Annotated in this window: 9 protein-coding genes; 4 read left to right on the forward strand and 5 right to left on the reverse strand. The window is 75.4% G+C overall.

What is annotated here, in order from left to right; genetic code table 11:
- Positions 1-255: 255 nt before the first annotated feature.
- Positions 256-1,581: a SpoIIE family protein phosphatase gene (locus ACH4J0_RS40265; protein ID WP_396246179.1), complete on the reverse strand. Its 1,326-nt coding sequence runs from the start codon at positions 1,579-1,581 to the stop codon at positions 256-258.
- 191 nt (positions 1,582-1,772) lie between these two features.
- The gene (locus ACH4J0_RS40270; RefSeq protein WP_396246164.1) at positions 1,773-3,122 is read right to left on the reverse strand and encodes an NAD(P)/FAD-dependent oxidoreductase; all 1,350 of its coding nucleotides are present in this window, start codon (positions 3,120-3,122) and stop codon (positions 1,773-1,775) included.
- A gap of 676 nt (positions 3,123-3,798) precedes the next feature.
- Between ACH4J0_RS40270 and ACH4J0_RS40275 the strand changes: the two genes are divergently transcribed.
- Positions 3,799-4,569, forward strand: coding sequence for a TetR/AcrR family transcriptional regulator (locus tag ACH4J0_RS40275; RefSeq protein ID WP_396246180.1), 771 nt, complete (start codon positions 3,799-3,801; stop codon positions 4,567-4,569).
- Between the two features lie 495 nt (positions 4,570-5,064).
- Positions 5,065-7,227, forward strand: a complete 2,163-nt coding sequence (locus ACH4J0_RS40280) for a sigma-70 family RNA polymerase sigma factor (RefSeq protein ID WP_396246165.1) — start codon at positions 5,065-5,067, stop codon at positions 7,225-7,227.
- Between the two features lie 135 nt (positions 7,228-7,362).
- Here the strand turns inward: ACH4J0_RS40280 and ACH4J0_RS40285 are convergent, their stop codons facing one another.
- The 3 genes from ACH4J0_RS40285 to ACH4J0_RS40295 all read right to left on the reverse strand — a co-directional run bounded on the left by ACH4J0_RS40285 (position 7,363) and on the right by ACH4J0_RS40295 (position 11,228).
- Positions 7,363-8,067 (reverse strand): DsbA family oxidoreductase, encoded by a 705-nt coding sequence (locus ACH4J0_RS40285; RefSeq protein ID WP_396246166.1) that lies wholly within the window; start codon positions 8,065-8,067, stop codon positions 7,363-7,365.
- Between the two features lie 125 nt (positions 8,068-8,192).
- On the reverse strand, positions 8,193-8,714 hold the full coding sequence (locus ACH4J0_RS40290; RefSeq protein WP_396246167.1) for a universal stress protein: 522 nt from the start codon (positions 8,712-8,714) through the stop codon (positions 8,193-8,195).
- A 345-nt stretch (positions 8,715-9,059) separates the two neighbouring features.
- The gene (locus ACH4J0_RS40295; RefSeq protein ID WP_396246168.1) at positions 9,060-11,228 is read right to left on the reverse strand and encodes an asparagine synthase-related protein; all 2,169 of its coding nucleotides are present in this window, start codon (positions 11,226-11,228) and stop codon (positions 9,060-9,062) included.
- Between the two features lie 735 nt (positions 11,229-11,963).
- Between ACH4J0_RS40295 and ACH4J0_RS40300 the strand changes: the two genes are divergently transcribed.
- Positions 11,964-13,391, forward strand: coding sequence for an MFS transporter (locus ACH4J0_RS40300; RefSeq protein ID WP_396246169.1), 1,428 nt, complete (start codon positions 11,964-11,966; stop codon positions 13,389-13,391).
- A gap of 612 nt (positions 13,392-14,003) precedes the next feature.
- On the forward strand, positions 14,004-15,578 hold the full coding sequence (locus tag ACH4J0_RS40305) for a TROVE domain-containing protein (protein ID WP_396246170.1): 1,575 nt from the start codon (positions 14,004-14,006) through the stop codon (positions 15,576-15,578).
- The last annotated feature ends 258 nt before the right edge of the window (positions 15,579-15,836 follow it).

Genomic DNA, 15,836 nt, shown 5'->3' on the forward strand with positions numbered 1-15,836 from the left:
CAACTCACCGGTGTCTTCCGCGGCTTGACGCCCCGTCCGACGTTTCAAACTCTAGCCGATCCCCGCTCCGAAAAGCGAATCCAGCCGAGTCCGACTGCAATCCGATAAAACGAGCACACCGAATAAGCACCGAGCCGTGACGCGAAAAGCGAAACGACCGGTACGGACCGGAGTGGTGTTTCAAGGAATTGGCTGCCCCGGGACCGTCCGCGCTGATGCGTGTCCGGTGCTCCCTGCCAGGCAACTCGAAGAACATTAGACCTCTGGGGTGGCCGAGTCAAGCGCCGCAAGCGAGTTTTCGGCGCACTCCTCCGCCGGAAGCTGGAAGACCAGCACAGCGACGTCGTCGTCGTGTTCCGAGGTCACACCCATCGCCCGCAGCAGCCGGGCACAGATCACCTCGGGGGCGCCGACTGCGCCGGTGAGGGTACGGGCCAGCAGGTCGAGTCCCTGGTCGATGTCCTCGTCGCGGCGCTCGACCAGCCCGTCGGTATAGAGGACACCGGTCGTGCCGGGGAGCAGGCGCAGGGTGTGGGAGACGTGCAGGCCGCCGCCGGTACCGAGCGGGGGGCCGTTCTGTTCCTCGCTGCGCAGGATGGTTCCGTCGGGGCAGCGCAGCAACACGGGGAGGTGGCCGGCCGAGGCGTAGGAGAGGGTGCGGCGCTGCGGGTCCCAGACGGCGTAGGTGCAGGTGGCGATCTGGTTGGCGTCGATCTCCATGGCGAGGCCGTCGAGCAGGCACATCACCTCGTGCGGGGGCAGGTCGAGGCGGGCGTAGGCGCGCACGGCGGTACGCAGCTGACCCATCACGGCGGCCGCTCGCAGGCCTCGGCCCATGACGTCGCCGATGACGAGTGCGGTGCGCCCGCCGGCGATGGCGATGACGTCGTACCAGTCGCCGCCGACCGCGGCCTCGGCTCCGCCCGGCTGGTAGGTGGCGGCGACCCGCAGGCCGGCGGGCTGGTCGAGCTTCTGCGGGAGCAGGCTGCGCTGGAGGGTGACGGCGGCCTCGCGCTGGCGGCGTTCGGCTTCGCGCAGCCGCGCGGCGGCGAGGACCTGGTCCGTGACCTCGGCGGCGAAGATCAGTACTCCGGCGGGCGGGCCCTCGCTGGGGGTGTCGCCGGTGTCGCCCGTGCCGAGCGGGACGCAGGAGACGTTGTAGTAGCGGTTGCCGGTGAGGCCGAGGATGCAGCGGGCCTTGACGCTGCGGGGCCGGCCGCCGCGGATGACCTGGTCCATCAGGGGCAGCACGCCCATGGTGCCGAGTTCGGGGAGGGCCTCGCCGGCCGGCAGGCCGGTGGGGCGGTCGCCGAAGAGTTCGCGGTAGGCGCGGTTGGCGTAGCCGAGCTGGTGGAGCGGGCCGTAGGTGACGGCGACCGGGGCGGGGATGCGGTTGAGGACCTCGCGCAGGTTCTGGGGTTTGTGCGGGTCGAGGAGTTCGGCTGCGGTGGCGGGGCTGATCGGGTCGCGGGGGCCGGGCACGACGATGCCCTCGGTGGAGGGCGTGCCCTCGTCGGTGCCGGCCCCGTGGACCGGGGCGGCACGCCAGGGGACTCCGGTGAGCCGGGCGCTCCAGCGCATGAGGTTCAAACGACGGCCGCTTCCTCGTTTTCCAGGCATATCATCACTTTTTGTGTGCACGTCAGCACACGGGGTAATGGCCAGTTCGGGCTGATCCTGTCAGGCGGAGGGCCGGTTCCGGAAGTCGCCCGCCCGGCGTGGCCGTCGGATCGCCCGTCGGACCGGCCGTCGCCCCTGGGCGACGGGCGCGTTCATCGGGGAGCCTCCGGCCCGGCCCCGAACGGCCGGCCCGTTCCGGAGTCGAATCCGCCCTCGAAGGCCGAACGTGGGTGTTCCATGGCCCCCAGGGAGACCACTTCGCGGGAGAACACCCCACCGAGCACCCAGTCCATCAGCACTCGTACCCGGCGCTCCGCGCTCGGCAGCCGCCGCAGGTGCCGCGCCCGGTGCAGCCACCACGCCCGCCGTCCGGTGAGCCGACGGCCGCGCCGGGTGTGGGCGACGGCCCGGTGCAGGCCCAGCGAGGTCGAGCAGGCGGCCGGGCCGGGCCGGTACGCGGCCAGCCCCGGCGCGTGCGGTCCGCCGTCCAGGGCCAGCACGATGTTGCGGGCCAGCAGCTCGGCCTGGGCGAAGGCGTGCTGGGCGTTGGGCGCGCAGGGGGCGCCGCCCGCGTTCGGATCGGGGACGGCGGCGCCGTCGCCCGCCGCCCAGACGCCGGGCAGGGCCCGTCCGTCCGGCCCGACGGCCTGCAGGGTGGCCAGACAGCGGACCCGACCGAGCGTGTCCAGCGGCAGGTCGGTGTCGCGCAGCACCGGCGAAGGCCGGACGCCCGCTGTCCAGACCAGGGTGCGGGCCCCGAAGCGGCTGCCGTCGGAGAGCGCGGCGACTCCGCCGACGGCGGACTCCAGGGTGGTGCGCAGCCGGATGTCGACGCCGCGTTCGCGCAGCTGGCCGAGGGTGTGCTCGGCGAGTTCGGGCGACTCCTCGGCGAGGATCCGGTCGGTCGCCTCGACCAGCACCCAGCGCAGGTCCTCGGCGCGAACGTTGTGGTGGCCCCGTACGGCGGTGCGGGCCATGTCCTCCAGTTCGGCGAGCGCGCCGACGCCCGCGTACCCGGCGCCGACGAAGACGAAGGTGAGCGCGGACTGCCGCAGGGCGGGGTCGCGGGTGGCGGAGGCGAGGTCGAGCTGCTCCAGCACGTGGTTGCGCAGGTGCACCGCCTCGCCGACGGTGGAGAAGCCGAGCCCGTGCTCGGCCAGGCCGGGCACCGGGGTGGTCCGGGAGACCGAACCGGGGGCCACCACCAGGACGTCGTAAGGGAGTTCGAGCGGCGTCGGCGGCTCGCCGGGGTCCGCGGCATCGGCCAGGGCCCGGCGGGCGGCATGTTCGATCCGGGTGATCCGGGCGGTGAGCACCCGGCAGTCCGGCAGGGCCCGGCGCAGCGGGACGACCACGTGCCTCGGGTCGATCGAGCCGGCGGCGACCTCGGCCAGCAGCGGGTGGTAGGTGGAGTAGGCGCGGGGTTCGACGACGGTGATCTCCACCTCACCGCGCCGCAGCCGCTCCCGCAGGCCACGCTGGAGGTGGAGCGCGGTGGCCATCCCGGCGCAGCCGCCCCCGGCGATCAGGATTCTGATGGTGCACCTCCTGCCGATGTGACGTTTCGTCCCGGCCTCGCGGCCGGGGGTGTCCCCCCATCACGCCCCCCTATGAAGGACCGGCGGAGGTGGTCTTGTCCACAGTCCGTACGGGGCTGGTTGCGACGGAAGTGACGTCCGTGGCCAGTTGTGCTTGCTGGGCGACTTTCTGACGCACTTTCGGACGCGAAGAGCCGTGAACTATGGTCGGATTGTGTGCCGGAGCGGCCACCGCCATGACAACTGGCGGCGACGCACCGTGGAGCGGCCACTACGGCCAGTTCCAGCGTTGGCGTGAGAGCCCGACTGGGGGACAGTCATCCGGGGAAGGGTAGTTCCCGGACGAGGCCCCGGGCGGTGCCGACGCGCCGAGCCGGACGTCAAGGCGGCCCGGCGGCACGACCGTGGTCACCGGAACGGGACGGGCGGCACGAGCGATGGGTCATCTGGTCATTTCTGACGGGCTGAGCTGCACCGGGGGGTGCAGGGGCGGGCGACGACAGGGTCCGGTTTCGGACGCCTGCGGGGGAGAGTTGGGATGATGGAACAGAAGCAGGTGTTGGGGCGGGCGGGTGCACCGCACGCCGGACAGGGCATGGTGCCGGAGCAGCGCGGCCCGGTGGACCTGCCGCAGGGCGGGATGGCGTACGCGGCCGTCCCGTACCGGGCGGAGCCCCCGCAGGCCACCGTGCCGGCACCAGGGGCCCGGTTGCGGGTGGACGCCCGGCGGAACCTGGAGAGCGTGCTGCGGGCCGCCCGGGAGGTTTTCGGCGAGTTCGGCTACGGCGCTCCGATGGAGGAGGTCGCGCGCCGGGCCGGCGTCGGGGTCGGCACGGTCTACCGGCGCTTCCCGAGCAAGGAGGTGCTGGTCCAGCGGATCGCCGCCGAGGAGGTGGCCTGGCTGACCGCGCAGGCGCGGGAGTCGCTGTACGGCGGCGACGGCGCCTGGGACTCACTGGCCGGGTACCTGGCCCGGGCCGTGAGCACCGGGGCGGGGCGGCTGCTGCCGCCGGAGGCTTTCCGGTACGCGGAGGAGCTGGGCCGGGCGCCCGAGCAGCGAGCACCGGAACCGCCGGCGGCCGTCCGCTTCGACCTGCGCGACGATGAGGCGCGGTCCGGGGCGGCGGCCGAGCCCTCGTCGGCGGACGCCGACCCGCGGCTGCTGCTGCAACTGTTGGCCGCCCTGGTGGCGCGCGCGGGTGCGGCGGGCGAGCTGCGGCCGGGCGTCACGGTGTCGGACGTGGTGCTGGTGCTGACCGCGTCGGTGCCGGTGCACGCGGCGCGGCCCTCGGTCTCGGCGCCGACTGCCGCCGGTTTCACGGCGGTTGGTCCGCAGACGGACGGTCAACCGGCCGCAGGGCCGTCGGACCGGCTGTTGCAGATCCTGCTGGACGGCCTGCGGGCCCGCTGAGCGGCCCTGCGGCCGGGTGCTGGTCGTGACGCCCGGCAGGCACGGTCGACGCGCCGGACGGGCAGGGTCGACGCGCCCGACGGGCAAGGGAGTTGGGTGAGACGCCGGCGCGCGCAGGGCACGCGCGCCGGGTGTGGGCGTCGCGCGACCCCTCGCCGCACACAGGGCGAACATATCCGCGACGGCCCCTCGGAAGAGTGGGTCCCGGCCGGTCCGGCTACCGCCCGCCCCTGCGCTATGCCATCCTTTGCCCGTGGTTGGAGCCAATGTCCCGATGCGCGCCCTTCGCACGCCGTCGGCGCCGTACGCCGGGGAACCGTGCGGTCACGCACTCCCGCGCGCCCTGCCACACTACGGGGGCTGTCGTGGAATCTGGGGTCCGTTGTGAGCGCCGAGGAACAGAACGACTACGGGTACGGCCTCGATTTCGGGGGCCTCTCCGGTAGCACGGCAGAAGGGTCCGCCGCGGGCCCCGGCGGTGGCGGTGCCTCCCAAGTGCCGGGCTCCCCAACGGGTTCGGGCTCCCCCATCGGTTCGGGCTCGACGACCGGTTCCGGCGCCGGGTACGTCCCGGACCAGGGCGGATGGCCCGGCCGCGAGTCGCTGTCCGGCTCCGCCGCCGCACTGCCGCCCGGCCGGGTGCCCGGCCAGGCCCCGGCGGGCCGGGGCGGTGTCGCCCCCGAGGCGTTCGTCGGCGACGGCCGCCCGGCCCGCCCGACCGTGCCCGCCCCCGCCGACCCGGTGGACGGCGAGCGCCCGCCCTCCGACGCCGAGTTGACCGCCCGGGTCCGGGCCGGCGACGACACCGCCTACGAGGAGGTCTACCTCCGGCACGTCGACTCGGTGCGCCGCTACGCCCGCACGTGCTGCCGGGACAGCTTCACCGCCGAGGACCTCGCGGGCGAGGTATTCGCCCGCACGCTCCAGGCGCTCAAGGCGGGCAAGGGACCGGAGTTCGCCGTCCGCGCCTACCTGCTGACCGCCGTACGCAACGTCGCCGCCGCCTGGACCCGCAGCGAGCGGCGCGAACAACTGATCGACGATTTCGGCGTGTTCGCCCAGACCTCGGCCGCCGTCGTCGACCTCGACCTGGCCGATCCGGGCGCCGACGCCTGGGCCATGGCGATGGCCGACCAGCGGATGGTCATGCAGGCCTACGCCGAACTCCCCGAGGACGACCGGGTGGTGCTCTGGCACACCGAGGTAGAACGGGAGTCGCCGAAGACCGTCGCCGTGATGCTCGGCAAGACCGCCAACGCCACCGCCGTCCAGGCCCACCGGGCGCGCGACCGGCTGGCCGCCGCCTTCCTCCAGGCGCACGTCTCCGGCAGCCAGCAGAGCACCTGTGAGGCGTACGCCAACCGGCTCGGGGCGTACGCGCGCGGCTCGCTGCGCAAGCGGGCCTCGGCGGAGGTCGGCCGTCACCTCAAGGAGTGCGACCGCTGTACGGCGGCCTGCCTCGAACTCACCGAGATCAACACCGGCCTGCGCGCGCTGCTGCCCGGCGGCGTGCTGGTCTGGGTCGGGGTCGGCGGGTTCGGCGCCGCCGCGGCCGCCGTGGGCGGTGCCGCCGCGGTCGGCGGTGCGGCAGCGGGAACGGCGGCGGCCGCGGCCGACTCCTCGGGCACCACGGCGGGGGCGGGGGCGGGTGCCACTGGTGCTTCCGGTGCTTCCGGTGCTTCCGGGGGGAGCGCGGCCGGTGCCGCGGCCGGCGAGGGCCTCGGCACCGCCGCCAAGGCCGGGATCGCCGCCGCCGCCGCGGTGGCGGCGGCCGCCGCGGTGGCCGCGTACGCGCTGACCGGCTCGAGCGAGCCGAAGCCCCCCGTGGCCGCTCCCCCGGCCACCTCCGCACCGGCCGTGCCCGCCCCGGTGGCGCCGGTGCCCGCGCCGCCCACTCCCGCGCCCAGCAGCGCCGCCCCCGCTCCGGACCCGACTCCGGACTCGACTCCGGACCCGGCCCCGGAACGGCCCACGGCCCGTCCGAGCGCCAGCCCCAGCCCGAAGCCGGCCCCGAAGCAGACCGAGGCCCCGGTGGCCGCGCGGGCCCCCCGGCACGAACCCACCCCCGGACCGACCGTCGAGCCGCCGGTCATCCCGACCCCGACCCTCCCGGCCCTCCCGCCGCTGCCGACGCCGGAGATCCCGGTCATCCCGACGCCCACCGTGCCGCCGGTGCCGGAGCCGACCCCGCCGACCCCACCCGCGCCCACCGACTTCTGGGGCGACTCCCTGCCCGTGCTGAAGCCCGGCAACCACCGGGTGCCGCCGGAGGGGCCGAGCATCCGGCAGAAGGGCAGCGACAGGTTCTGGCAGCGCGACGGCGGCTGGATCGACGGCGGGTACCACCCGCACGTCATCGCCGTCCGCGCGCCGGCCACCACGCTGATCGACCTCAACCGCAGCTGCACGTCCTTCGACGCGGTCGCCGGGGTCGACGACGCCACGCTCAGCCCCGGCGGGGTCGTCTTCACCGTCCAGGACGGCGACGGCAGCACCCTGTGGCGCTCCCGGGCCCTCAGCGCCGGGGACGACGCGGTTCCGGTGCACGTGCCGCTGGCCGGACTGAAGTCGGTCCGGCTGGTGGTCACGCCGGTGCACGGGTTCTGGTCGGCGCCGAACGTCGCGGACTGGGCTCAGGCCCGGTTCAGGTGCTCGTAGAGGTCCGGACACGGGCCGGGGCCCGCTCCGGGGGCTGCTGACAGCTCCGCCGGGAACGGGCCTCGGCCCCTGTTCCGTGCCCCGCTCCCGTGCTTCTCCTGCTTCGGTGCTTCTCCTGCTCCCGCGCACTCCTGCTCAGATGGCGCAGGAGCCGTCCGCGCAGACCTCCCCGGCCGGGGCGACCGGCACCGGGGCCGGTCGGCGCTCGCCGATCTCGGCGGCGACCTGCTCCAGCACCTTGCGGAAGGTCGCGGCCTCCTGCCCGCCCTGGACCGCCCACTTGCCCTCGAACACGAAGGTCGGCACGGCTCTGATGCCCAGCTCACGGGCCTCGGCCAGCTGCGCGCGGACCTCCGCGGTGCCCTCGTCACCCGCCAGGTAGGCGGTCACCCGGTCACGGTCCAGACCCGTCGCCACGGCGACGTCGGCCAGCGCGGCGCGGTCGCCGACGTCCACGCCGTCGGTGAAGTGCGCCTTCAGCAGCGCCTCCTTGAGCCGGCCCTGCACCTCGACGCCGTACTCGGCCTCGGCGAGGTGCAGCAGGCGGTGGCCCAGGAAGGTGTTGGCGTGCAGGGCGGCGTCGAAGTCGTACGTGATGCCCTCGGCGAGGCCCAGTTCGGCCACCCGCGCGTCCATCGCGACCGACTGCGGGCCGTAGCGCTCGGCCAGCCAGGTACGGTGCGGGCTCGCCGTCGCGGGCGCGTCCGGGACCAGCTGGTACGGGCGGTAGACGACCTCGACGTCCTCCTTGCCCGGGAAGTCCGCCAGGGCCTGCTCGAAGCGGCGCTTACCGATGTAGCACCAGGGGCAGGCGATGTCGGACCAGATTTCGACCTTCATGTCGAGGGGCTCCAGGGGGCGTCTCGTGCGGATGCGGCGGATCGGGCGGATGTACGGAATGGGTGAACGATGAACCATCTCGGTACATTCCCGGCACCGCCCGACCCCCGCCCGGGCCCGCCGGATCAGCCCTCCGCGGGCGCCGGCACCACCAGGACCGGGCAGGCCGCGTGGTGCACCGCCGCCGAGCTCACCGAGCCCAGCAGCAGCCGGGCGAAACCACCGTTGCCGCGGGTGCCGATCACCAGCGTGTGCTGCCGGGTGGACGCCTCCAGCAGCACCTCGATCACGTTGCCCAGCACCACGTGCAGCGACATCTCCCCCGCGTACGGCCGGACCCGCTGCCGCAGCACGGTCGCCACCGCCCGGCGCAGCCCGTCCGCCATGCTCTCGACCAGCGTCTCCACACTCTCCTGCACGAGCTCCGCCATCCCCGGCGGGTATCCGGCCGGGGCCGGGTTCACCACGGCCAGCACGTACAGCGGCAGCCCGAACAGCTCCGCCTCCGTCATCGCCCGGTCCAACGCCCACAGCGACCCGTCCGACCCGTCACACGCCGCCAGCACGCCGGGCGGCCGCCCCGTCGGCGGCCGCCCGAGCACCGACAGCACCACGGGAACCTCCTGCCCCGGGCTCACACCGGCCACCAGACACACTCCTCACCGCGGACTCACAGCCCCGCCATCATCGCCCGGCCGGCGCCACCGCCGTGGCCAGCCGCGCCGGAGGAGGAGGCGGCGCGGGCCCGGCAGGACCGCCCGGGGCAAGCCCACCCGGCGAAGCGACGGGGTGTGGAGGGCGGGCCCGCGCGACTGCCCGGAGGGAGGAGGCAGGGCCGATCCGAGGAGCCGTCGTGGAAGGGGGTCGGCGAGGCGATGGCGTCACGGCGCGGCGGTGGGCTGGTGGTCATGAGGCCGAAGGGGCGGGGCAGGGACGGGGACAGGCAGGGCGACGGGCCTTCCGGTGGCGACGGGGTGGCGCCCCGGCGGCTGTCAGGGGGTGAGGGCCGGCCGGTGGGGGTGGGGAAGGCCGGTCCAGCAGGCGCCGTGGCGGCGGGCGCGGAGGCGGCGGAGCCAGAGTTCGGTGGAGACGAGGTCGGCGAGGCCGGCGAGGGCGGCCGGCGGGAGGGGGGTGGCGGGGTCGGCGGCACGGGCGAGACCGGCGCGGACGGCGGGGAGGTCGATGAGGCCCGCTTCGGCGAGGAGGGGGGCGTCGAAGAGTTCGGCGAGGCCGTCGGCGGCGAGGCGCAGGCCGGCGCGGGTGGGGGCGGTGCGGTCGGGACGGGGGCCGCGGCCCCAGTCGGGGGACAGGTCGGTGCGACCGGCGCCGGTGAGGACGGCGTGCAGGAGGGCGTGCCGGGCGCCGGGTTGGAGGCGGACGTCGTCGGGGAGCAGCCGGGCGGCGCGGACCACCTGGTTGTCGAGGAAGGGTGCGTGCAGGCGCTGGCCGGGCCGTTCGGTGGCGTGTACGAGCGTGCGGTAGGAGCGTGCCTGGCGGTGGAGGGCGTGGCGGGCTCGGTGCGCGCCGGGGTGTTCCTCGGGCGCCGGTTTGCGCGCCGCCAGCCGTAGCCGGAGGGCCACCGAGGAGAGCGCCTCGTCGGAGAGCCAGCGGGCGGCCGGGCCGGGGACGCACCAGGCGAGGTCGACGGCCGACCGGTCGCCCGCCGTGCCGGTGCCGTCCGGGACGTGGCGGGCGGTCAGTTTGGCGGCCGCCTCGTCCAGCGCCTCGGCGTAGCGGACCCGGGAGAGCCGGTGGGCGGCCCGGACCACGGTGAGCGGGGTGCGCAGCGCGCCCGCCAGCACGCCCGCGGCGGCCCGGTCGGCGCCGGCCAGGGCGGCGACCGGGGGCAGGAGTTCGCGCGGCCGCCCGGCCCGGATGAGGTCGGCGAGCCGGGCCGGGTGGCCGTCCAGGACCTGGCGGGCGCCGTAGCCGGTGAGGTGGTCGGTGCCGCCGGCGGCGAAGCGGGCCTCGGCGCGGGCGGCGGCCACGAGTTCGGGGCCGGGTTCGTCGGTGAGCGGCCCGGACTGCGGGTCGGCGCGCAGGACGGCGTAGGGGAGGGTGTCGGGGCCGGGGTCGAGCACGGTGTGCCGCAGCCGCGGGGTGTCGGGGGCGAGGGCGAGAGTGGTGGGCGGTTCGGTCTCGCCGAGCGTGACGGCGGCCAACTGCTCGGGGGCGGACGGTCCCTGGGCGGTGTCCCGGACCCAGGAGCCCTTGACCGCGCCGCTCCTCGCCCCGGCCGCGCTCCTGGCCCCGCCCGCGAGCGGCGCGGATCCGACGGCCCCGACGGCCCCGACGGCCGTGGCCACCGGCGGCAGCGGCACGGCGGCGGCGAGCAGGGCGACGGTGGCGGAGGCGGTGCCGTACGAGAGGTCGACGCCGAGCCGCGCGCGCCCGCCGGCTCCGTCGGCCGGTGCGGTGGTGCGGACCCGGGAACGGACGGATTCCAGCAGCGCGCGGGTGAGTTCGCGGATGGCGGGCGCCTCGTCGCGCGGCTGTCCGGCGCCGGGCGGCTCGTCGTAGGCGTCGAGGTACGGGCGTCCACCGCGGATGGCGAGCACGTGCCCGGGCGGCACCCGTTGGACGCCCAGGTACGGGGTGCCGGTGCCGAGCGCCTCCGGGGACTCGGGGCAGGCGAGCCGGGCCGCGAGGTGGCCGGTGTCGAGTGCGGCGCCGACCAGGTCGGCGAGCGGGAGTGCGGCGGTGGCGTACGCGGTGCCGCCGGCCCAGGGGGTGTGGAAGACGGGTTGGGCGCCGGCGAGGTCGGTGAGCAGCAGGGTGGAGCGGGTGCCGGTGCGCAGGACCACGGTGTAGCTGCCCGGCCAGGCGGTCAGGTGGCGGACGGCGCCGCCGCGGGCGGCGGCGAGGCCGGCCGCGAGTTCGGCGTCGGTGGCTCCGCAGTGGCCGAGGACGGCGAGCCGGGTGGTGGCGGGGGTGTCCTCGACCGGGTCGGGGGTGGTCGGTCCGGTACTGACGGCGGCGGGGGCGCCGGGGCGGAGGGTGACCAGGCGGATCTCCTCGGCTCGCCAGTCGCCCACGGCCCAGAGCGGGTTGGGACCGGTCCACAGGGGGCGCGCGGCGATCGGCGTGACCGTGGCGAGTGCCTCGTGCGCCGGTGTTCCCGCCCGGGGCGCGCCCGTGCTCCAGCCCGTCAGCCACCGCATCGCGCCTCCACCGGACGAGGACCTGCACTCGCGCGGCGCGTCCGGCGCCGGGCGGGCGGCCGGGTGGGGTGCCGGGCGGCACGCACGCGCGTCCGGGCGTGCCCTCGTTCCGGCACGCCGTCAGGAGACATCGTGCCACCACCGGGGGCTGCCGGGGCCGGTGTCGTCGGTTCCGGTTCCGTCTCGCCCGCGCTGCGGCAACCCACCGGACGGGAGTGCGGCGGGGACGGGAGTGCGGCGGGGACGGATTCGGGCGGGCCGGGCCTCCCCCTCCCCGGCCCGGACCGCCCGGACGACGCCATTGACATGGGCATCGCGAGATGGCCGAAAGGCATCGCCCCGCCCGGGAGGGCATCCGCATGCCCTCCCGGACTTCACCGCCGCCCGCGGGGATTGAGGCGGCGGCGTCCCCGGCCCGCCGGGTCCTCGACGGCGGGCCGACCCACGACCACCAGCGAAACGCCGAGCAGCCGGTCGGGCCAGGGGGCACGGCCGGGCGCACGTGAACACGGGACCGGAGCACGACGCTCCGGCGCGCGGCGCGGCCGAACGGCTCCGGGTGGTCCGGACCAACCACCGCGACAGCCCGGCGCGGCGCCGCCGGGTGCGCGATCCCGCCATCCGGAATGCGGCCTCTTAACCGTCGGAACGCGTCCGACTACTCTAGGTACAGCAGCTACGGCCCGGTGCCGCCCGGGCCCCGCGCACAAGGCCGCAGGAGGTGCCGCCGCCACCATGACCGTCAGCCCACGAGGACCGAACGAACGGCTCGGCACGCTCCTGACCCTCGCCCAGATCAGCAATGCCGGCCTGGCCCGCCGGGTCAACGACCTTGGCGCCCAGCGCGGATTGACGCTGCGCTACGACAAGACCTCGGTGGCCCGCTGGGTCAGCAAGGGCATGGTGCCGCAGGGGCCCGTCCCGCACCTGATCGCCACCGCGATCGGCGGGAAGCTCGGCCGGCCCGTCCCGCTGGAGGAGATCGGCCTGGGCGACACCGACCCGGCGCCCGAACTCGGCCTGGCCTTCCCGCGCGACGTCGCCGACGCCGTGCGCTCCGCCACCGACCTGTTCCGGGTCGACCTCGACCTGCGCCGCGGCCCCGGCGGCGGCCGCTGGAGCGACAGCCTGGCCGGGACGTTCTCGGTCGCCGCCTACGCCACGCCCGTCTCCCGCTGGCTGATCAACCCGGCGGACGGCTCGGTGGCCCGCGAGGTACCGCGCTCCCCCAGTGAGAACTCCTCGTACCGGGTCGGCCACTCGGACGCCGTCAAGCTCCGCGAGGCCGCCCAGGAGGCCCGCCGCTGGGACTCCAAGTACGGCGGCGGGGACTGGCGTTCGTCGATGGTGCCGGAGTGCCTGCGGGTGGAGGCGGCACCGCTGCTGCTGGCCTCGTACAGCGACGCGGTCGGCCGGGCGCTGTTCGGCGCGACGGCCGAACTGACCAGGCTGGCCGGGTGGATGGCCTTCGACACCGGACAGCACGAGGCCGCCCAGCGCTACTACATCCAGGCCCTGCGGCTCGCCCGGGCTGCCGCCGACGTGCCGCTCGGCGGGTACGTGCTCGCCTCGATGAGTCTGCAAGCCGGCTACCGGGGCTTCGCCGAGGAGGCCGTCGACCTCGCCCAGGCCGCGCTGGAGCGCAACCGCAGCCTGGCCACCGCCCGGACCATGAGCTTCTTCCACCTGGTGGAAGCACGCGCCCAGGCCAAGGCCCGTAACGCGGCGGCTTGTGCGACGGCGCTCGGCGCGGCGGAGAGCGCACTCGAACGAGCGCGCGCCGGGGACCCGGACCCGGCGTGGATCGACTTCTACGCCTACGACCGGCTGGCCGCCGACGCCGCCGAGTGCTTCCGCGACCTCGGAGTGCCCTCCAAGGTCCGCCAGTTCACCCGCGAGGCGCTGGCCAGGCCCACCGAGGGCTTCGTCCGCTCGCACGGCCTGCGGCTGGTGGTCTCCGCGATGGCCGAGGCCGAGGCGGGCAACCTGGACGCCGCGCTCGCCGCCGGCGAGCGCGCCGTCGAGGTGGCCGGCCGGATCTCCTCGCAGCGCAGCCGGGAGTACGTGGTGGAGATGCTGCGCCGGCTGGAACCCTTCCAGGGTGAACGCCGGGTGCGGGAGTTGACGGAGAGGGCGCGCGCGGTGATCGTCGCCCCGGCGTGAGCGGCCCGAGTCGCCGGAACACCGGAAGAGCCGCCGGAAGAGCCGCCGAGGAATCGCCTGACGGTAAATGAGGTGCACCGACGGGAGGGGCCTGACTAAGGTCTCTCCCGTCCAGGTGCGCAGGCCGAGGTTACTTCCACTCCTCATGGGCGGGTCGCGGGTTCGAGTCCCGTCATCGGCTCCGGGCCGGTGTAGCTCAGTCGGTAGAGCAGCTTCGTCACCTCAGCCGTCCTTGAACTCTGGACATCCATACGTGAATAGAAGAATTCCGCACCTCCCGGTGCGACGGCAGCGGTTACTTCGGTCGAGTGCCCCCGGTGGGGCGCGGTGAAGCTGAGTTCCATCGACCGCGGCCACCTCTGATCTCGGGAGGCAGCTGCGCTTCGGAGTGCCCGGTGCGCAGGCGGGGGTTACTTCGGATCTTGCGGTTCCGGGTTCGAGTCCCGGGCGTGCCGTGCGCGAGTGCGGCCGCTAGCTCAATCGGGTAGAGCACAAGGCACACACCTCCGCCGAAGCCGGCCGTTCGACGACGTCCGGCACGATCTCGGGCACCCCTCAGCGCGGCATGCCTCCCTCCCGTCCACCACCGAGCACGCCGAGGGGGGCTGCAGCATGTCCAGGTTCAACATCCGCAAGGCCAAGTCGAGTCCGAGTTCGCCGGTGAGCACGACCGGGCAGCGTGGCCTCACCCACGAGGGCGGCACCGGGCACGTCCGGGACCGCAAGTCCGAGCTGTTCCTGCTGGCCGTGGCCAACACGGTCGGCCAGGACACCTTCTACGAGCGCGGCGGCGACCGCGACGACCGCTACACCGCGCTGGTGCGCGAACTCGCCGTCTCCGAGCCGGAGTGGACCCTCGGGCTGCTGCGCTGGCTGCGGTACGGGGCGCAGATGCGCACCGCCGCGCTGGTCGGCGCCGCCGAGTTCACCCGTGCCCGGCTGGACGCCGGTGTCCACGGGTACTCCCGGCAGGTCGTCGACGCGGTGCTGCGGCGCGCCGACGAGCCCGGCGAACTGCTCGCGTACTGGACCTCGCGCTACGGCCGGGCGCTGCCCAAGCCGCTCAAGCGCGGCGTCGCGGACGCGGTGCGGCGGCTGTACGACGCCCGGTCGCTGCTCAAGTACGACACCGCGGGCAGGGGCTACCGCTTCGGCGACGTCCTGGAGCTGACCCACCCGGCGCCGGACCCGGCCAAGCCCTGGCAGGGCCCGCTGTTCGCGTACGCGCTGGACCGCCGGCACCGGCCGGAGGAGGCCGTCCCGCCCGCCGCCGACCGGATGCTGACCGCCAACCGCGAGCTGCTCGCGCTGCCGGTCGAGCAGCGCCGGGCGGCCGTCACCGCCGAGGACGGCGCCGAGCGGCTCGCCGCCGCCGGGCTGACCTGGGAGGCGCTGGCGGGCTGGTTGCAGGGCCCGCTGGACGCGGCGGCCTGGGAGGCGGTCATCCCCTCGATGGGCCCGATGGCGCTGGTCCGGAACCTGCGCAACTTCGACCGGGCCCGGGTGTCGGACGAGGTCGCGGCCGAGGTGGCCCGGCGGATCTCCGACCGGGGCGAGGTGCGGCGCTCGCGCCAGTTCCCGTTCCGCTACCTGGCCGCCCACCGCCACGCTCCCTCGCTGCGGTGGGGGCACGCGCTGGAGACGGCGCTCGGCCACTCGCTCGCCAACGTGCCCGAACTGCCCGGCCGGACGCTGATCCTGGTCGACCGCTCCGGCTCGATGTTCGACCGGCCCGGCGCGCAGACCCAGCTCAACCGGGCGGACTCGGCGGCGATCTTCGGCACCGCGCTGAAGGTACGGGCGGCCGAGGCGGACCTGGTCGAGTTCGGCAGCACCAGCCGGACGATCGAGGTCGGCCGCGGGGAGGCGGTGCTGCGAGTGCTGGAACGGTTCTCCAGCCTGGGCGGCACCAACACCGCCGAAGCCGTCCGCACCCACTACCGGGGCCACGACCGGGTGGTGATCGTCACCGACGAACAGACCGGCTTCGGTTACCGGGGCAGCGACCCGCTTGCCGCCGTCCCGGCCCAGGTGCCCGTCTACACCTGGAACCTGGCCGGCTACGCCCTGGGTCACGGCCCCGGCGGCGCCAACCGGCACACCTTCGGCGGCCTCGGGGACGCGGCCTTCCGACTGATCCCCCTCCTGGAGGCGGGGTCCGACGCCGGTTGGCCCTGGGAGGTCTAGCCGCGGTCGGTGCACCGGGTAGGGGGCCCGGCGCGCCGCACGAGGGGGGATGGTGGCGCGGAGCCGGGGCTCGGTGCCACCACGAACGGCCGGGCCGGGGGGCTGGCCGATTCACCGGGACGGAGCCACCAGGGGAAGGCTCCGCTCCGCACCGGGGTGGGGGGGGGGCCAAAAGGCCGCCCCCCCCACCAATCCACCAGCCGGGCCCCCGCCGGGCGGGGCCCGGGCCCGCCCGCCCCCGGCGACCGGGGGCCGGTG

The sequence above is a fragment of the Kitasatospora sp. NPDC017646 genome (assembly GCF_044329365.1).
Classification (GTDB): Bacteria; Actinomycetota; Actinomycetes; order Streptomycetales; family Streptomycetaceae; genus Kitasatospora.